Origin of the sequence: Sphingomonas sp. T1 (genome assembly GCF_902506585.1) — a bacterium.
In the GTDB taxonomy this organism is placed as follows: Bacteria; Pseudomonadota; Alphaproteobacteria; order Sphingomonadales; family Sphingomonadaceae; genus Sphingomonas; species Sphingomonas aerolata.
On the sequence record NZ_LR733875.1, the window covers coordinates 2,829,692 to 2,845,390 of the forward strand.

16 protein-coding genes are annotated in these 15,699 nt (G+C 68.5%); 7 read left to right on the forward strand and 9 right to left on the reverse strand.

What is annotated here, in order from left to right; all coding sequences use genetic code 11:
* Nucleotides 1-52: 52 nt before the first annotated feature.
* Together prfA and hisS are read right to left on the reverse strand one after the other, a co-directional pair.
* Nucleotides 53-1,126, reverse strand: coding sequence for a peptide chain release factor 1 (gene prfA, locus GV027_RS12870; protein WP_159512106.1), 1,074 nt, complete (start codon nt 1,124-1,126; stop codon nt 53-55).
* Between the two features lie 106 nt (nt 1,127-1,232).
* On the reverse strand, nt 1,233-2,477 hold the full coding sequence (gene hisS / locus GV027_RS12875) for a histidine--tRNA ligase (protein WP_159512107.1): 1,245 nt from the start codon (nt 2,475-2,477) through the stop codon (nt 1,233-1,235).
* Between the two features lie 49 nt (nt 2,478-2,526).
* On the opposite strand from hisS, the gene GV027_RS12880 reads away from it, so the two are divergent.
* From GV027_RS12880 to ppa, 3 genes are all read left to right on the forward strand, one after another.
* Nucleotides 2,527-3,177 (forward strand): DUF1345 domain-containing protein, encoded by a 651-nt coding sequence (locus GV027_RS12880; RefSeq protein WP_031393173.1) that lies wholly within the window; start codon nt 2,527-2,529, stop codon nt 3,175-3,177.
* A 211-nt stretch (nt 3,178-3,388) separates the two neighbouring features.
* Entirely contained in the window at nt 3,389-5,302 is a 1,914-nt protein-coding gene (locus GV027_RS12885) for a M61 family metallopeptidase (RefSeq protein WP_159512108.1), read from the forward strand.
* A gap of 77 nt (nt 5,303-5,379) precedes the next feature.
* On the forward strand, nt 5,380-5,958 hold the full coding sequence (gene ppa / locus GV027_RS12890) for an inorganic diphosphatase (protein WP_031393175.1): 579 nt from the start codon (nt 5,380-5,382) through the stop codon (nt 5,956-5,958).
* Between the two features lie 144 nt (nt 5,959-6,102).
* Here ppa and egtD read toward each other — a convergent pair whose 3' ends face one another.
* The 4 genes from egtD to GV027_RS12910 all read right to left on the reverse strand — a co-directional run bounded on the left by egtD (nt 6,103) and on the right by GV027_RS12910 (nt 9,238).
* Nucleotides 6,103-7,080 (reverse strand): L-histidine N(alpha)-methyltransferase, encoded by a 978-nt coding sequence (egtD, locus tag GV027_RS12895; protein ID WP_159512109.1) that lies wholly within the window; start codon nt 7,078-7,080, stop codon nt 6,103-6,105.
* Nucleotides 7,080-8,357: an ergothioneine biosynthesis protein EgtB gene (gene egtB, locus GV027_RS12900; protein ID WP_159512110.1), complete on the reverse strand. Its 1,278-nt coding sequence runs from the start codon at nt 8,355-8,357 to the stop codon at nt 7,080-7,082. The genes egtD and egtB overlap by 1 nt, the downstream gene beginning before the upstream one ends.
* Nucleotides 8,358-8,424: 67 nt before the next feature.
* Complete coding sequence (locus GV027_RS12905; RefSeq protein WP_031395689.1) at nt 8,425-8,991, reverse strand: cob(I)yrinic acid a,c-diamide adenosyltransferase; 567 nt, start codon at nt 8,989-8,991, stop codon at nt 8,425-8,427.
* Between the two features lie 19 nt (nt 8,992-9,010).
* Complete coding sequence (locus tag GV027_RS12910; RefSeq protein ID WP_031395690.1) at nt 9,011-9,238, reverse strand: twin transmembrane helix small protein; 228 nt, start codon at nt 9,236-9,238, stop codon at nt 9,011-9,013.
* A 137-nt stretch (nt 9,239-9,375) separates the two neighbouring features.
* Here GV027_RS12910 and GV027_RS12915 point away from each other — a divergent pair, with 137 nt between their 5' ends.
* On the forward strand, nt 9,376-10,851 hold the full coding sequence (locus tag GV027_RS12915) for a S41 family peptidase (protein ID WP_236559207.1): 1,476 nt from the start codon (nt 9,376-9,378) through the stop codon (nt 10,849-10,851).
* Here GV027_RS12915 and GV027_RS12920 read toward each other — a convergent pair.
* Together GV027_RS12920 and purD are read right to left on the reverse strand one after the other, a co-directional pair.
* Nucleotides 10,799-11,098, reverse strand: coding sequence for a hypothetical protein (locus tag GV027_RS12920; RefSeq protein ID WP_159512111.1), 300 nt, complete (start codon nt 11,096-11,098; stop codon nt 10,799-10,801). The genes GV027_RS12915 and GV027_RS12920 overlap by 53 nt on opposite strands.
* A 134-nt stretch (nt 11,099-11,232) precedes the next feature.
* Complete coding sequence (purD, locus tag GV027_RS12925; protein WP_159512112.1) at nt 11,233-12,504, reverse strand: phosphoribosylamine--glycine ligase; 1,272 nt, start codon at nt 12,502-12,504, stop codon at nt 11,233-11,235.
* On the opposite strand from purD, the gene xseA reads away from it, so the two are divergent.
* The 3 genes from xseA to GV027_RS12940 are packed head-to-tail and all read left to right on the forward strand — an operon-like array spanning nt 12,503 to nt 15,055.
* Entirely contained in the window at nt 12,503-13,963 is a 1,461-nt protein-coding gene (gene xseA, locus GV027_RS12930; RefSeq protein WP_443029535.1) for an exodeoxyribonuclease VII large subunit, read from the forward strand. The two genes, purD and xseA, sit on opposite strands and share 2 nt — an antisense overlap.
* A gap of 31 nt (nt 13,964-13,994) precedes the next feature.
* A complete protein-coding gene (locus GV027_RS12935) occupies nt 13,995-14,195 on the forward strand; it encodes a DUF2093 domain-containing protein (protein WP_031441717.1) in 201 nt (66 codons plus the stop codon).
* The gene (locus GV027_RS12940) at nt 14,192-15,055 is read left to right on the forward strand and encodes a M23 family metallopeptidase (RefSeq protein ID WP_443029536.1); all 864 of its coding nucleotides are present in this window, start codon (nt 14,192-14,194) and stop codon (nt 15,053-15,055) included. The genes GV027_RS12935 and GV027_RS12940 overlap by 4 nt, the downstream gene beginning before the upstream one ends.
* A gap of 13 nt (nt 15,056-15,068) precedes the next feature.
* On the opposite strand, the gene GV027_RS12945 is transcribed toward GV027_RS12940, so the two are convergent.
* Nucleotides 15,069-15,620: a hypothetical protein gene (locus tag GV027_RS12945; RefSeq protein WP_236559208.1), complete on the reverse strand. Its 552-nt coding sequence runs from the start codon at nt 15,618-15,620 to the stop codon at nt 15,069-15,071.
* Nucleotides 15,621-15,699 lie beyond the last annotated feature (79 nt).

Genomic DNA, 15,699 nt, shown 5'->3' on the forward strand with positions numbered 1-15,699 from the left:
CGCCCACCCCCCGGCCCCCTCCCGCGAGCGGGAGGGGGAGAAGCAGCCAGGCTCAGCCATCCAGCTGCGCCAGCCGGTCCGCCTCGTCCTGCGACACCAGCGCGCCGATCAGCTCGGCCATGTCGCCCGCGACGATTTCCGGCAGCCGGTGCAGCGTCAGGTTGATGCGGTGATCGGTCACGCGGCCTTGCGGGAAATTATACGTCCGGATCCGCTCCGATCGATCGCCCGACCCGACCATCGATTTGCGCGCGCCCGCGCGCTCGGCATGCAGCCGGTCGCGCTCCGCCTCGTAGAGCCGCGTCCGCAGCACGCGCAAAGCCTTGGCCTTGTTCTTGTGCTGCGACTTCTCGTCCTGCTGGATCACCGTCAGCCCGGTCGGGATGTGCACGATCCGCACGGCAGAGTCGGTCGTGTTGACCGACTGGCCGCCCGGCCCCGACGAGCGATAGACGTCGATGCGCAGGTCCTTGTCGTCGATCTTGACGTCGACCTCCTCCGCCTCGGGCAGCACCGCGACGGTCGCCGCCGAGGTGTGGATCCGGCCGCCCGCCTCGGTCGCGGGCACGCGCTGGACGCGGTGGACGCCGCTTTCGAACTTCAGCTTCGCGAACACGCCCTGCCCCGTGACGCTGGCGACGACTTCCTTGAAGCCGCCCGCGTCCGACGACGATCCGGAGATCAGCTCGACCCGCCAGCCCTGCGATTCGGCATAACGCTGGTACATCCGGAACAGGTCGCCCGCGAACAGCGCCGCCTCGTCCCCACCTGTCCCCGCGCGCACCTCGAGCATCGCCGAGCGCTCGTCCGCGGAATCGCGCGGCAGCAGCGCGAGCGCGAGCTTGCGGTCCGCGGTCTCGAGCAGCGTGCGATTCTCGTGCAATTCCTCCGACGCCATCGCGCGCAGTTCGTCATCTGCATCCTCGGCCATGAAGGCGAGGCTCTCGGCCTCCTGCCGCAGCCGCCGCACTTCGGTCGCCGCCTGCGCGACGGGTTCGAGCTCGGCATATTCCTTCGACACCGCGACGAAACGATCCGACGGCAGGTCGCCGGTCGACATCAGCGCCTGCAACTCGTCCCGCCGCGCCTCGATCGCGCGAATCCGGTCCGGGGAGATCTGGGTCATGCGGACGCTCCCTCTTGCGTCATCCCCGCGAACGCTGGGATCCAGGGTGATCGGGCGCAGCCTTCATGGCGCTGGATCCCGGCCTGCGCCGGGATGACGGGGAGGCTCAACGCAGCGCCTCCGCCAGATCGGCGAACGCGACCTCGGTCTGCGTGCCGGTCGCGAGCGCTTTCACCGCGCCGACGCCCTTGGCGAGCTCGTCATCGCCGAGAATGATCGCAAACCGCGCGCCGAGCGCATCCGCCTTCGCCATCCGCGCCTTCATCTTGCCCTTATACGCCATCTCGACCGCCACGCCCGCACGCCGCAGGTCCGCAACGATGCCGGTCGCGCGCGCTTCGGCCGCGGCACCCATCGGCACGACCACCGCATCGATCCCCGCCGCCGCCGGCTCCTCCAGCAGCATCGCCAGCCGCTCGACCCCCGCCGCCCAGCCGACACCCGCCGTCTCGGGCCCGCCGAGCGACCCGATCAACCCGTCATAGCGCCCGCCGGCCAGCACGGTGCCCTGCGACCCCAGCCGATCGGTCACGAACTCGAACGCGGTGTGCCGGTAATAATCGAGCCCGCGGACCAGCCGTGCATTGCGCTCCCACGCGACACCCGCGGCATCGAGCCCGGCGGTCACCGCGTCGAAGAACGCGCGCGCCTCGGGCGTCAGATACGCGTCGATGTCGGGGGCGCTGTCCGCGATCGGGCGGTCCTTCGGATCCTTCGAATCGAGGATCCGCATCGGATTCTTCTCGAGCCGCGTCAGGCTGTCCTCGGACAGCTCGCCGCGATGCGCCTCGAAATGCGCGACCAGCGCCGCACGCCATGCCTCGCGCGTGTCGGCATCGCCCAAAGTGTTCAGCTGCAACGTCACGCCGTCGGCAATGCCGAGCTCGCGCAGCAGCTGGTCCGCCAGCACCAGCAGTTCGACGTCCGCCGCGGGCTCCGCCGCACCGATCACCTCGGCGTCGATCTGGTGGAACTGCCGGAACCGCCCCTTTTGCGGGCGTTCGTAGCGGAACACCGGGCCGCTCGTCGTGATCTTGAGCGGCGCGAACTGCTGCCACCCCTCGGTCAGATAGGCACGCGCGATCCCGGCGGTGAATTCGGGCCGCAGCGTCAGCGAATCCCCGCCGCGATCCTCGAACGTATACATCTCCTTCGACACGACGTCGGTCGTCTCGCCGAGCGAGCGCGCGAACACCGCGGTGGATTCGAACACCGGGATGTCGATCCGCTGAAAGCAATACAACGCACGCACGCGTTCGAAGGTGCTGAGAACATGCGCGAAACGGCGCTGCTCGTCGCCGAAGATGTCCTGAGTGCCGCGGATGCGACGCGGGGTTTCTGTTCTGGCCATGATGCGCGCGTATCTAGGCGACGTGCCCGCGAAGCGCTAGCGCCGTCACATGAGCAACGACGTCCGCTATTGGGGGCTCGGCCGGCGCATCGCCCCGCCGCGCTTCGTGCTGTTCGCATGCGTTTTCGCGATCGGCCTCGTCGCGCTGATCCCCCGACTGGGTCTGGGGCGCGGCACGATGGCAGCCTTCGATATCGCCGCAGTCCTGTTCCTTGCCACCGTCGCGACCTTGTTCGGCAACGCCACCGCGGAGCGGATGCGGCGCTATGCGGACGAAAACGACGCCAACCGCGCGGTGCTGCTCGCGTTCAGCGGGACGATCCTGATCGTCGTGCTCGTCGCGGTGGCGAAGGAATTGCAGGGCAAGACCGATCTCGTCGCGATCCTGATCTCGGTCGCGACCCTGGTGCTCGCCTGGCTGTTCTCGAACATGGTCTACACGCTGCATTATGCGCATCTGTTCTACAGCGACGCCGCGGATGGCAGCGATGCGGGCGGGCTGGATTTCCCCTCCTGCGCCGAGCCCGATTACTGGGACTTCGCCTATTTCGCCTTCACGCTCGGCATGACCTTCCAGACCTCCGACGTCGAGATCACGTCGCGGCGCGTGCGCAAGGTCGCGCTCGGCCAGTGCATGGCGGCGTTCGTCTTCAACATCGGCGTGCTCGCCTTCACCATCAACGTGCTCGGCAGCAGCTGACGCGGGTCCGTCGCTGTTTCGTCATCCTGACGAACGTCAGGACCCAGAGCCAGACACGCCACCGCCCGTAACCCTGGGTCCTGACGTTCGTCAGGATGACGGGAAGAGGTCATGGTGACCGGGTGAACTATACCTCCCGGCAAAGGGCTGGACGACTGCCCTTTCTGCCGCTTACACCTTGACCATCGTCTCTCTGCCGAAGGCCTTTTCCTTGATCCGCAAGCTTCTCGTCGCATCCCTGCTCGCGTCTGCACTTCCCGCGGTCGCTCAAGTCCCCGCCGGCAACACCGCACCACAGCCGGTGCCGTTCGTCGACACGATCCCCGCCGCGCAGGACACGCCCTATCCCGGCACGATCCTGCTCGACATCGACGCGACCGATACCGAGCGCGGCATCTTCCGCGTGAAGGAGACGATCCCCGTCGCGAAGTCGGGCAAGATGGCGCTGCTCTTCCCGAAATGGCTGCCCGGCAACCATGCGCCACGCGGCGAGATCGAGAAGCTCGCCGGGCTGGTGATCCGCGCGAACGGCCGGATCCTTCCCTGGACGCGCGATCCGGTCGACGTCTACGCCTTCCACATCGACGTCCCCGCGGGCACCAGACAGCTCGACGCGACCTTCCAGTTCATCTCCGCGACCAAGGCGGACCAGGGCCGTGTCGTCATGACCCCGACGATGATCAGCCTCCAGCCGAACTCGGTCAGCCTCTACCCCGCCGGTTATTATACGCGTCAGATCCCGGTGAAGATGACGGTCACCTATCCGACCGGCTGGACCGCCGCGGGTGCGGTCCCCGCCAAGGTCTCGGGCGCGACCTATGCCTATGACCGGACCAATTACGAGATCCTCGTCGATTCGCCGATCCTCGCGGGCAAATACGGCAAGGTCTGGCCTTTGAGCCCGAAGGTCGACCTCAACGTCTTCGCCGACACCCCCGACCAGCTCGCCGCCAAGCCCGAACAGATCGATGCGCATAAGCGGCTCGTCGACCAGGCCGCGCGCACCTTCGGCGCCGAGCATTATGATCATTACGAGTTCCTGCTTTCGATCACCGACCAGCTCGGCGGGATCGGGCTCGAACATCATCGCAGCTCGGAAAACGGCGTCCGCCCCGGCTATTTCACCGAATGGGAGACGGGCGCGTCGGCCCGTAACCTGCTGCCGCACGAATTCACGCACAGCTGGGACGGCAAGTTCCGCCGCGGCGCCGATCTGTGGACGCCCGATTTCCGCACGCCGATGCGCAACTCGCTGCTCTGGGTCTATGAGGGCCAGACGCAGTTCTGGGGCTATGTGCTCCAGGCGCGCTCGGGTCTGGTCAGCAAGCAGGACACGCTCGACGGCTATGCCTCGATTCTGGGCACCTACGACACCGCGCAGGGTCGCCAGTGGCGCCCGCTGATCGACACCACCAACGATCCGGTCATCTCGTCGCGTCGTCCCAAGGGCTGGACCAGCTGGCAGCGCTCGGAGGATTACTACAACGAAGGGCTGATGGTCTGGATGGAGGTCGACGCGATGCTCCGCCAGAAGTCGGGCGGCACCAAGTCGATCGACGATTTCGCGCGAGCCTTCTTCGGCATCCGTAACGGCGATTACGGCGAGGTCACCTACACGTTCGACGATGTGGCCAAGACACTGAACGGGATCCTGCCCTATGACTGGGCCGGCTTCTTCACCACGCGCCTGACCGAGACGGGCAAGCCCGCGCCGATCAACGGCTTTGCGATGAACGGCTACAAGCTGGTCTATGGCCCCGTGCAGAGCCCGTATCTGAAGCAGGCGGAGAAGACCCGCGGCACCGATGTCAGCTATTCGCTGGGGCTGGTGATGAACAAGGACGGCGTCGTGACTGCCTCGATCTGGGACAGCCCTGCGTTCCGCGCCGGGATCGACGTCGGTACAGAAATCGAGGCGGTCAACGGCGAATCCTACTCGTCGGACCGCATGAAAGCGGCAATTCTGGCGGCCCAGGGCACCAAGCTGCCGATCCGTCTGACTGTAAAAAACAACGAGCGATTCCGCGACGTCTCGCTCGATTACCATGACGGCCCGCGCTATCCGCGGCTCGAGAAGGTCGGTACAGGTGACGGCGGACTGGACAAGTTGCTGATGCCGCGCTGACAGTTTTGATATTTTTCCGGTGCCGGCCGCCTCCCCAAGGGGAAGCGGCCGGCACCGCCATTTCTGAAAGGACCGCCATGCGTATCGACCTCATCCCGACGGGTAAGAATCCGCCCGAAGACCTGAACGTCATCATCGAAGTCCCGACCGGCGGCGAGCCCGTGAAGTACGAGTTCGACAAGGCATCGGGCGCGCTGTTCGTCGACCGCATCCTGCACACGCCGATGCGCTACCCCGCCAATTACGGCTTCGTGCCGCACACGCTCAGCCCCGATGGCGACCCGCTCGACGCGCTCGTGATCGCGCGCTCGCCGTTCATCCCCGGCTGCGTCGTCCGCGCGCGCCCGATCGCGGTGCTCAACCTCGAGGACGAGGCCGGCGGCGACGAGAAGCTCGTCTGCGTCCCCGTCAACGACGTGTTCCCCTATTATTCGAACGTCGGCGGCCGTGCCGACGTGCCCGAGATCGTGTTCGAGCAGATCGAGCATTTCTTCACCCACTATAAGGACCTTGAGAAGAAGAAGTGGGTCCGCGTCGGCAAGTGGGGCGATGCCGAGGAAGCCAAGCGCATCACGATTGAGGCGATCGAGCGCTACGAAGAGGCCAAGAAGCAGGGCGACGAGCCGATGAACGCGGACGACGCCGCAGGCCGCTGATTACAAACGACCGAAGTCGAAGCGGCGCGCACCCGGCGCGCCCTTCGATTGCGCTCAGGGCGAACGGGGCCGCAAAACACCAAACCCCGTTCGTGCTGAGCGAAGTCGAAGCACCTGCCCCGCCCTCACCCAGCCGCCCCGCCCTTACGGCGCCGGCCGCTCCGCCTGTGCTTCCGCCAGGTACAGCGAGAACAACCCCGCCGGATCGGTCCATTCGCGGATCGGCGTCCACCCGCCCGACCGCAGCAGGATCCGCGCATCGCGCGACCCGTATTTGTGGCTGTTCTCGGTGTGGATCGTCTCGCCCGCGGCGATATCGAACGGCCGCCCCTCGATCGTGAACGCGGCGTCGCGCTGCGCCTCGAGATGCATCTCGATCCGCGCGCGGTCGTCGTTCCACACCGCCTTGTGCCGGAACGCCTCGACCGGCACGTCGGCGTCGAGCTCGCGGTTGATCCGTTCGAGCAGGTTCATGTTGAACGCCGCGGTCACGCCCTGCGCATCGTCATAGGCGGGGACCAGCACCGCCGGATCCTTGATCCGGTCCATCCCGATCAGCAGCATCGCGCCGATCCCGAGCGACGCGCGCATCGCCTTCAACAGGTCGACCGCCATCAGCGGGATCATGTTGCCGATCGTCGACCCCGGAAAGAAACCGAGCTTGGACGTGTCCGCGATCGTCTTCGGCAATGCCAGCGGCCGCATGAAATCCGCCTCGAACGGCAGGACCAGCAGCTCGGGGAACTGCGCCGCGAGCACCCGCGACGATTCGCGCAGGAAATCACCCGAGATATCAATCGGCACATAGACCGACGGCGCCACCGCGCTCAGCAGGATCGGCGTCTTGGTCGACGACCCCGACCCGAATTCGACCACCGCACGTCCCGCGCCGGCAATCTCGGCGACCTCGGGGCAGGCGGTCTCGAGAATCGAGCGCTCGGTCCGCGTCGGATAATATTCGGGCAGGTCGGTGATCGCCTCGAACAACTCCGACCCGCGCCGGTCGTAGAACCAGCGCGCCGGAATCGCGCGCGGCCGCCGTTCCAGCCCGGCGAGCACGTCCGCCCGGAAGGCGGGGTCGGCCAGGCTCTGCTCGCCGTCTTCGATTTCACGCTTCAACATCAGATATCCTTGGCAAGCCGGACGCCGGTGAACTGCCAGCGCTGGTGCGGGTAGAAGAAATTGCGGTAGCTCGCGCGCGCATGGCCGCGCGGCGTCGCGCAGCTCCCGCCGCGCAGCACGAACTGCCCGCTCATGAACTTGCCATTATACTCGCCGACCGCACCCTCGACCGCGCGGAAGCCGGGATAGGGGCGATAGGCGCTCCCCGTCCATTCCCAGACGTCGCCGAAAAAGGCCGGGTCGCCGGCGCGTGCCGGTCGCGGCTCGACCGGGCCCGCCGCATCCATCTGGTTGCCGCCATCGCCGGCATAGTCCGCCGCGACGGCCTCCCATTCGGCCTCGGTCGGCAGCCGCACGCCTGCCCAGCTGGCATAGGCGTCCGCCTCGTAGAAGCTGACATGCGTCACCGGCGCGGCGGGATCGATCGCGCGCCGCCCGTCGAGCCCGAACCGCGTCCAGCCCCCGTCGCGTTCTTCCCAGTACATCGGCGCGACGACGCCCTCCGCCTTCACCCAGGCCCAGCCATCGGCGAGCCAGTGGCGCGGCTCGCGGTATCCGCCATCGGCAATGAACGCCGCCCATTCGCCATTGGTCACCGTCCGGTCGGCGATCGCGTGGCGCGCGAGCAGCGTGTCGTGCCGCGGCGTCTCGCAATCGAACGCGAAGCCGTCACCGTCATGCCCCATCCGCGCGATCCCGGCGTCGCGCTCGATCCAGCCGATCGCGCCCGGCATCTCGACCGGCACCTTGCGCGGCGCGGCCCAGACCGCGGGCTCGAGGGGATTTTCCGAAAACAAATGGAGGATGTCGGTCACCAGCAATTCCTGGTGCTGCTCCTCGTGATGACAGCCCAGCGCCACCAGCTCGCGCGCCGCCTCGGGCAGGTCGGGCAGCGCCGCGATCAGCGCCGCATCGACATGCGCGCGGTACGCCCGCACCTCGTCGAGCGTCGGCCGCGTGATCATCCCGCGCCGGTCGCGGGCATGCCGCCGGCCTTCCGCCTCGTAATAGCTGTTGAACAGGAACGGGAAGCGTTCGTCGTGCAGCCGGTAGCCCGCGACATGATCGCGCAACACGAACGTCTCGAAGAACCAGCTGGTATGCGCCAGATGCCATTTGGTCGGCGACGCGTCGGGCATCGACTGCACCGTCGCATCCGCATCCGACAGCGGCGCAGCCAGCGCAATCGACAGGTCGCGCACGGCAGCGAACCGCGCACCGAGCGCGTCCGTGTCAGGCAGGGTCGCGGGATTATGGGTGGGGACGGGGTTCGGCATCGACTGTCCTCGTGCGGGCGATGCACGCGGCATGGCCCCTTATAAAAGGATGCAGCGATACGGAGCGCTATCCGCGCGTTGCCCCCGGTCGCCAAAGAACGTCGCTCGCCCCGTTTTGGTTCACCGCACGCGCGGCGACGAACAGGAAATCCGACAAGCGGTTAACATACGCTAATGCCAGCGGATTGATCGGGTCGTCGACCGCGACCACCGCGCGCTCGGCGCGCCGCGTGATCGCGCGCGCCAGATGCAGCGCCGCAGCGCCCGGCGATCCGCCCGGCAGGATGAAGCTGGTGAGCGGCGCCATCTGCGCGGTCATCGCGTCGATCTCGCCTTCGAGCCGCTCGACCTGCGAACCGATGATCCGCAGCGTCATTTCGGAAGGCGCGAAATCCTCGCCCGGCGTCGCGATGTCCGCGCCGAGATCGAACAGGTCGTTCTGGATCCGCTCGAGCGCTCGGCCAAGCGGATGATCGCCCAGCGCCACCGCGGCCACGCCGATCGCGCTGTTCGCCTCGTCGACATCGCCGATCGCCTGCATCCGCGGGCACGCCTTGGACACGCGCGACCCGTCGACCAGCCCCGTGGTCCCCGCGTCGCCGGTCCGCGTGTAAATTTTGTTCAGCTTCACCATGACGTTACGCCCTTCGGGCTCAGGTCCGGCCCGCGGCGAACAGGATCAGCACGACGATCAGGATCGCGATCGCCTGGAAGAAGATGCGCTGCTGCATCATCCGGTTCGATTTCAGCGACGCGGCGCTCGGCCCCCCGTCCTTCACCTGCGCCGACTGGTCCTGCAGGAACGTCACCACCCCGCGCACCAGAGCAACGAGCGTCGCGATCATCGCCGCGATTAGGAGGATGACGAGGAAGGTGTTCATGACGACAATCTAGGCATGCGCGCCCCGCCCCGCAATGGCCGTTCCGACGGTCGCCGGACAAGCCTCGAAACGGGCGGAATTCTACGCTGACAGCCCCGATCTTCCCGGCTAGCATCGTGACAAATGGGGGAATGAGTATGCGTAACGGACGGATCGGCGCCAGCCTGGCGATGCTGGCTATGTTGAGTGCGTGCGGCGGAGACTCCGGCGCGGTGTCGGGATCGACCGGCGGTACGCCCGGGGTGTCCACCCCGACCACCGGCACGACCACCCCGACGACCGTTGCCGGATGCAGCCTGCGCGAGCGCCAGGACTGGGTCGCAGGCCAGCTGCGCGAATGGTATCTGTTCCCCGAGACGCTGCCCGCCAGCCTCGACCCGACACCCTATACGACCGTCGACGCCTATATCGACGCGCTGACCGCGACCGCGCGCGGCCAGCGCCGCGACCGCTATTTCACCTATCTGACGTCGATCAAGGAGGAGGACGCCTATTATGAGGCGGGTTCCAATGCCGGCTTCGGCTTCCGTCTCGGCATCGATGGCAGCGGGCGGCGCGCTTATGTCATCGAATCCTTCGAAGGCGGCGCCGCGCTGGCGGCGCAGGTCGATCGCGGTGCGGAAATCGTCGCGATCGGGACCAACGCCAACACGCTGCGGACCGTCAGCGCGATCTTCGCCGCAGAGGGCAGCGCGGGCGTCTCGACCGCGCTCGGCCCGGACACGGTCGGCACCAGGCGCGTGCTGCAGATCCGCGATGCGCAGGGCACGCGCGACATCACGCTGACCAAGACCGATTTTGCGCTGCTCCCGGTCTCGAGCCGCTACGGCGCGAAGGTCATCGCCGATGGCGGGCGCAACTATGGCTATATCAACCTCCGGACGTTCATCTCGACCGCCGACCCCGCGCTGCGCGCCGCCTTTGCCAGCTTCCGCGCGCAGAACGTCACCGATATCGTCATCGACCTGCGCTATAATGGCGGCGGGCTGATCTCGATCGCAGAGCTGATGACCGACCTGCTCGGTCGCAACCGCGCGACGTCCGAAGTGTCGAGCTACACCACCTTCCGCACCGAAAAATCCGCCAACAACACGACGCGCTTCTTCGCGCCGCAGCCCGAATCGATCGCGCCGACGCGCGTCGCGTTCATCGGCACGGGCGGGACCGCCTCGGCGAGCGAACTCGTCATCAACGCGATGATCCCCTATCTGCACAGCGCTGCCGGGCTGATCGGTACGAACACCTATGGCAAGCCCGTCGGCCAGATCGGGCTCGACCGCGCCGCCTGCGACGACCGTCTGCGCGTGGTCGCGCTGTCGACGCAGAACGCCGCACGCCAGGGTGCCTATTATGACGGGCTCGCCGGCACGGTCGAGGCAAGCTGCCGGGCCGAGGACGATATCCGCTATCCGCTCGGCGACCCGCGCGAAGCCTCGACGCGCCAGGCGATCGACTTCCTCGCCGGCCGCAGCTGCCTGCCGGTCACCGCGACCGCGGCCACCGCGTCGGCCCGTACCAGCACGCCCGCGCCGACGACCGATCTCCCCACGCGCGCGCTGCTCATCCCCGACCACCCCACCACCCCGCAACGCGAAGTCCCCGGCCTCTATTGACCCGCCCGGCGCGACGGGGCCGGGTCACCCGCTCGGGAGCGGGTTCGACGCCGGCTTCGCGGGCGTTGGCGATGACGTCGCGCGACGCCTTTTTGCGGCTGCGCTTGGCCTTGATGCCCCAGAGCAGCCCGGCGATCACGAAGAGCGCGAGCACCGCGATGATCGCGAAATGGATCGTCGTCAGCGTGGTGATGCCGTCGGGGAGCAGGCTGTCGCCCGAGGCGGACGTCGCGGAAGTTTCGTTCATTTGCCTATAGTAGCGGGGTGGGTCGGGGGGGGCGAGACTTAATGCGTGGTTCTCGGCGCTATCGCTGGCGTTGCGGTTGGGGATGCGCCCCACCCCAACCCCTCCCCTGAAGGGGAGGGGCTTTTTGCTTTGGGTCAGCGGGTGAGTTCGCGCCAGCCTATGTCGCGGCGGTAGAAGCCTTCTTCGAAATCGATCGCCTCGACCGCGCGGTAGGCGTTGGCTTGCGCCGAGGCGAGGTCGTCGCCGGTGGCGGTGACCGCGAGGACGCGGCCGCCCGCGGCGACGAGGCCGCCATCCTCGAGCCGGGTGCCGGCGTGGAAGACGGTGCCGCCTGCCGCGCGTGCCGAATCGAGGCCGATGATCGCGCCGCCGGCTTTTGGCGTGCCGGGATAGCCCTTAGCCGCCATCACCACGGTCAGCGCGGTGGCGGGGCTGAAGCGGGCGGGGGGGAGGTCGGCGAGGCGACCTTCTGCAACTGCGAGCATCGTCGCGATCAGGTCGCCCTCGAACCGCATCATCAGCACCTGCGTCTCGGGATCGCCGAAGCGCGCGTTATATTCGATCAGCTTGGGGCCCTGCGCGGTGAGCATGAGGCCGGCATAGAGGACGCCGCTGAACGGGATCCCGTCCGCCGCCATCGCCGCGACCGTGGGCGCGACGATCTCGTCGAGCGCGCGCTGTTCGAGCGCGGCGGTAAGGACGGGGGCGGGGCTGTACGCGCCCATGCCGCCGGTATTGGGGCCGGTATCGCCCTCGCCGACGCGCTTGTGATCCTGCGCCGAGCCGAACGGCATCAGCGTGGTGCCGTCGGTGAGGACGAAGAGGCTCGCCTCCTCGCCTTCGAGGAATTCCTCGATCACCGCCTCCGCCTCGCCGTCCGCGAACAGCGCGTCGAGCGCGGCATCGGCCTCGGCGCGGGTGAAGGCGATGACGACGCCCTTGCCCGCGGCGAGCCCGTCGGCCTTGATGACCACGGGCAGCGAGAAAATGCGGGTGAGCGCGACGTCGGCGTCGGCACGGCTCGCGACGCGGACATAGCCCGCGGTCGGGATGCCTGCGCGCGCGCACAGATCCTTGGTGAAGCCCTTCGACCCTTCGAGCTGGGCGGCGGCCCTGGACGGACCGAAGACGGGGATGGCGGCGGCGCGCAGCGTATCGGCGAGGCCGTCGACGAGCGGCGCCTCGGGGCCGATCACGACGAGGCCGATGGCCTTTTCGCGGACGAAGGCGACGACCGATGCGTGATCCGTCGCATCGAGACGCACGAGCGTCGCAAGGCTGGCAATGCCGGGGTTGCCCGGCGCGGCATAGAGCGTATCGAGGCCTGGAGAAAAGCTGGCCGATTGCACCAGCTTCCACGCGAGCGCATGTTCGCGGCCCCCCGAGCCCAACAGCAGGACGTTCATGCCCGATCCCTTTTCCGATGACGTCGTGTCCAGCGACATGCTGGCGAGCGATATGGGGCGGCTGGTAGCCGAGCCGGTCGCCGGCGACAACGCACTCGCCATGTCGGTCGGCGAACTCGCGTTCAAGCTGAAGCGGATGGTCGAGGGCGAATTCGGCCATGTCCGCCTGCGCGGCGAGATTTCGGGATGGAAGCGCGTCGCGTCGGGGCATTGCTACATGGCGCTGAAGGACGATCAGGCGGTGATCGACGGCGTGATCTGGAAGGGGAGCGCGGCGCGGCTCGCCTTCGTGCCGCAGGACGGGGTCGAGGTGATCGCGACGGGCAAGCTGACGACCTATCCCGGGCGGTCGAAATACCAGATCGTGATCGACCGGATGGAGCTGGCGGGCGCGGGCGCGCTGATGGCGCTGCTCGAGAAACTGAAGGCGAAGCTCGGCGGCGAGGGGCTGTTCGACGCGGCGGCCAAGAAGCCGCTGCCGTTCATGCCGCAGGTGATCGGCGTCGTCACGTCGGGGACGGGCGCGGTGATCCGCGACATTCTCCACCGGCTCGAGGATCGCTGTCCGACGCATGTCATCGTCTGGCCGGTCAAGGTGCAGGGCGAGGGGTCGGCCGCCGAGATCGCCGCGGCGGTGCGCGGGTTCGATGCGATCACGCCCGGCGGACCGGTGCCGCGCCCCGATCTGGTGATCGTCGCGCGTGGTGGCGGGTCGGTCGAGGATCTGTGGTCGTTCAACGAGGAGGTCGTGGTGCGCGCGGTCGCCGCCTGTTCGATCCCGATCATCTCCGCGGTGGGCCATGAGACCGACACGACGCTGTGCGACTATGCCGCCGACCTGCGCGCGCCGACGCCGACCGCGGCGGCCGAGATCGCGGTGCCGGTGCTCGCCGACCTGAGGCTGACGATCGACAGCCACCGCAACCGGACCGAGCGGTGTGCGCGGCGCTATGTCGAGCGCGGGCGCGAGCGGCTCGACGCGCTGGCGCGGCATCTGCCCAGGCACGACCAGCTGCTCGGCCCGCAGCGGCAGCGCGCGGACGATGCCGGGCAGCGGCTCGACCGCGGGCTCGAGCGGCGGCTGACGCTGGCGCGCGGGAGCCTCGACCGGTCGGGCGCGGCGCTGCGGCCGGCGACGCTCGAGCGCAAGCTGGAGGGCGCGCGGGCGCGGCTCGACGCGACGTGGCGGCTGGTCCAGTCGCTCAACCCCGATGCGATCCTCGACCGTGGCTATGCGCGGGTGACGTCTCGGGCTCCGGGGGGCACGACGCTCGCGTCGGCGGCGGCGGCGCGTGCAGCGGGCGCGCTGACGCTGCATTTCCGCGACGGGATGGTCGATGCCACCGTCGAAGGCGGTGACAGCGAGGTCGCCGCCAGGCCGAAGCCGGCGAGCCGGCCGACGCCGCCTGCCGCCCCGTCTCCTTCGGCCACGCCGCCGCGCCAGCCGACCCTGTTCTGATCCTTCCCCCTGTGACGACGAGAGAAACCCGATGCTGATGTCCAATTCCGACCGCGCCGCCAAGCTGCATTACATGGCGAACGGGTTTCGCGTGCTGAGCCCGGGGGATCATGTCGTGTGCGCGGTCACCGGCCACCGCATCCTGCTCGAGGATCTGCGCTACTGGAGCGTCGAGCGGCAGGAGGCCTATGCGACCGCGGCGGGCGCCGCCGAGGCGATGAAACCGCGGTGATCCGCCCGCTGCTGCTGCCGTTGGCGCTGCCATTGGCGCTGCTGGCGTCGGGCGGCGTCGCGCAGACCGTGCCTTCGCCTGTCGCGGCCGTTCCCGCGGCGACGGGGTTCGTCTGGACCGGGACGCTGAGCCAGGGCGGGCTGATCCTGGGCACTGCGCCTGTGGGGACGCGCACGCTGACGCTCGACGGGCGGGCGGTGACGGTCACGCCCGATCGCCGCTTCGTCGCGGGGTTCGACCGTGATGCGGGGACGCAGGCGATGCTCGTCGCGACGCTGGCGGACGGGCGCGTCGTGCAGCAGCCGCTGGGAATCGCGGCGCGCGGCTGGGACATTTCGCGGCTGTCGAGCCTGCCCAAATATCCGGTACCCGCACCCGAATTCGCGCGCGTGCGCCCCGGTGAGCTGGCGCAGATCGTCGCGGCGCGGCGGATCGCGGCGGTGTCGGACGGCTGGCGGCAGGCGTTCGTCTGGCCGGTGACGGGGCGGATCTCGACGCTGTTCGGGTCGCAGCGCGTCTATGCCAATGGCGAGGCGGGCTCCTATCATTCGGGGATCGACATCGCGCGGCCGACGGGGACGACCGTGGTCGCGCCCGCGGACGGCGTGGTGATCCTGGCGGCGGATCACCCCTTCACGCTGGAGGGCAATCTGCTGATGATCGACCACGGCATGGGGCTGAACAGCGCGTTCCTGCATCTGTCGCGGATCGACGTGAAGCCGGGCGACCGGGTGACGCAGGGCCAGCCGGTCGGCGCGGTGGGCAATAGCGGGCGCGCGACCGGCCCGCATCTCCACTGGAGCCTGCGCTGGGGGGATGCGAAGCTCGATCCGCTGCTGGTGGCGGGGGTGATGAAGTAAGAGCGCGCGACGTCTAGTTGAGGCGGCGGACCTTGACCGCGGGCTGACCGCCGACGCTCATCCGGAAACTGCCGAGTGCGGCGCGCTTGATGACGACCGCATCCTTCGCGCGGGGGCGCCGGGCGATCACATTGTCGTCGGTCTGGATCCAGCGCGCGCCGTCGGCGAGCTGGAAGCGCCAATGGCCGGAGTCGTCGACCGACGCACCCGCGAGAACCGCCTCGATCTGCGGCAGGTCCTCGGCCTTGCCGAGCAGGCCGGTCTCGGGGAGCGCGATGCCGAACACCGCGCGTCGCGTCTCGCGCACCTGCTGCTGATCGATGATGACGATCGTCCGGTTCGCTTCAGCCTGTTCGAGCGCGGCGACCGAGCGGTCGAAACAGGCGAGCCGCGCGGCGGCCTCCGGCAGCGTGCGGCACTGGGTGAGCGCGACCAGCACGGGCGCGCGTGCGCCGCGGGGCGACCCCGCGGTCGCAGCGGACGGCAGGCCCGCGATCAACAGGGCGGTGGTCAGCAGGCCGGCGATCAGCAGGCCGGGGGCCGCGCGTCGTGTCGATATGTGCATGTCCGTGTCATCCTCGTATCGGCTTCGGCAATCCGGGGCCGATCCGCGGCGGGGGCGCGCAGGGCCCGCCATCCCCGGA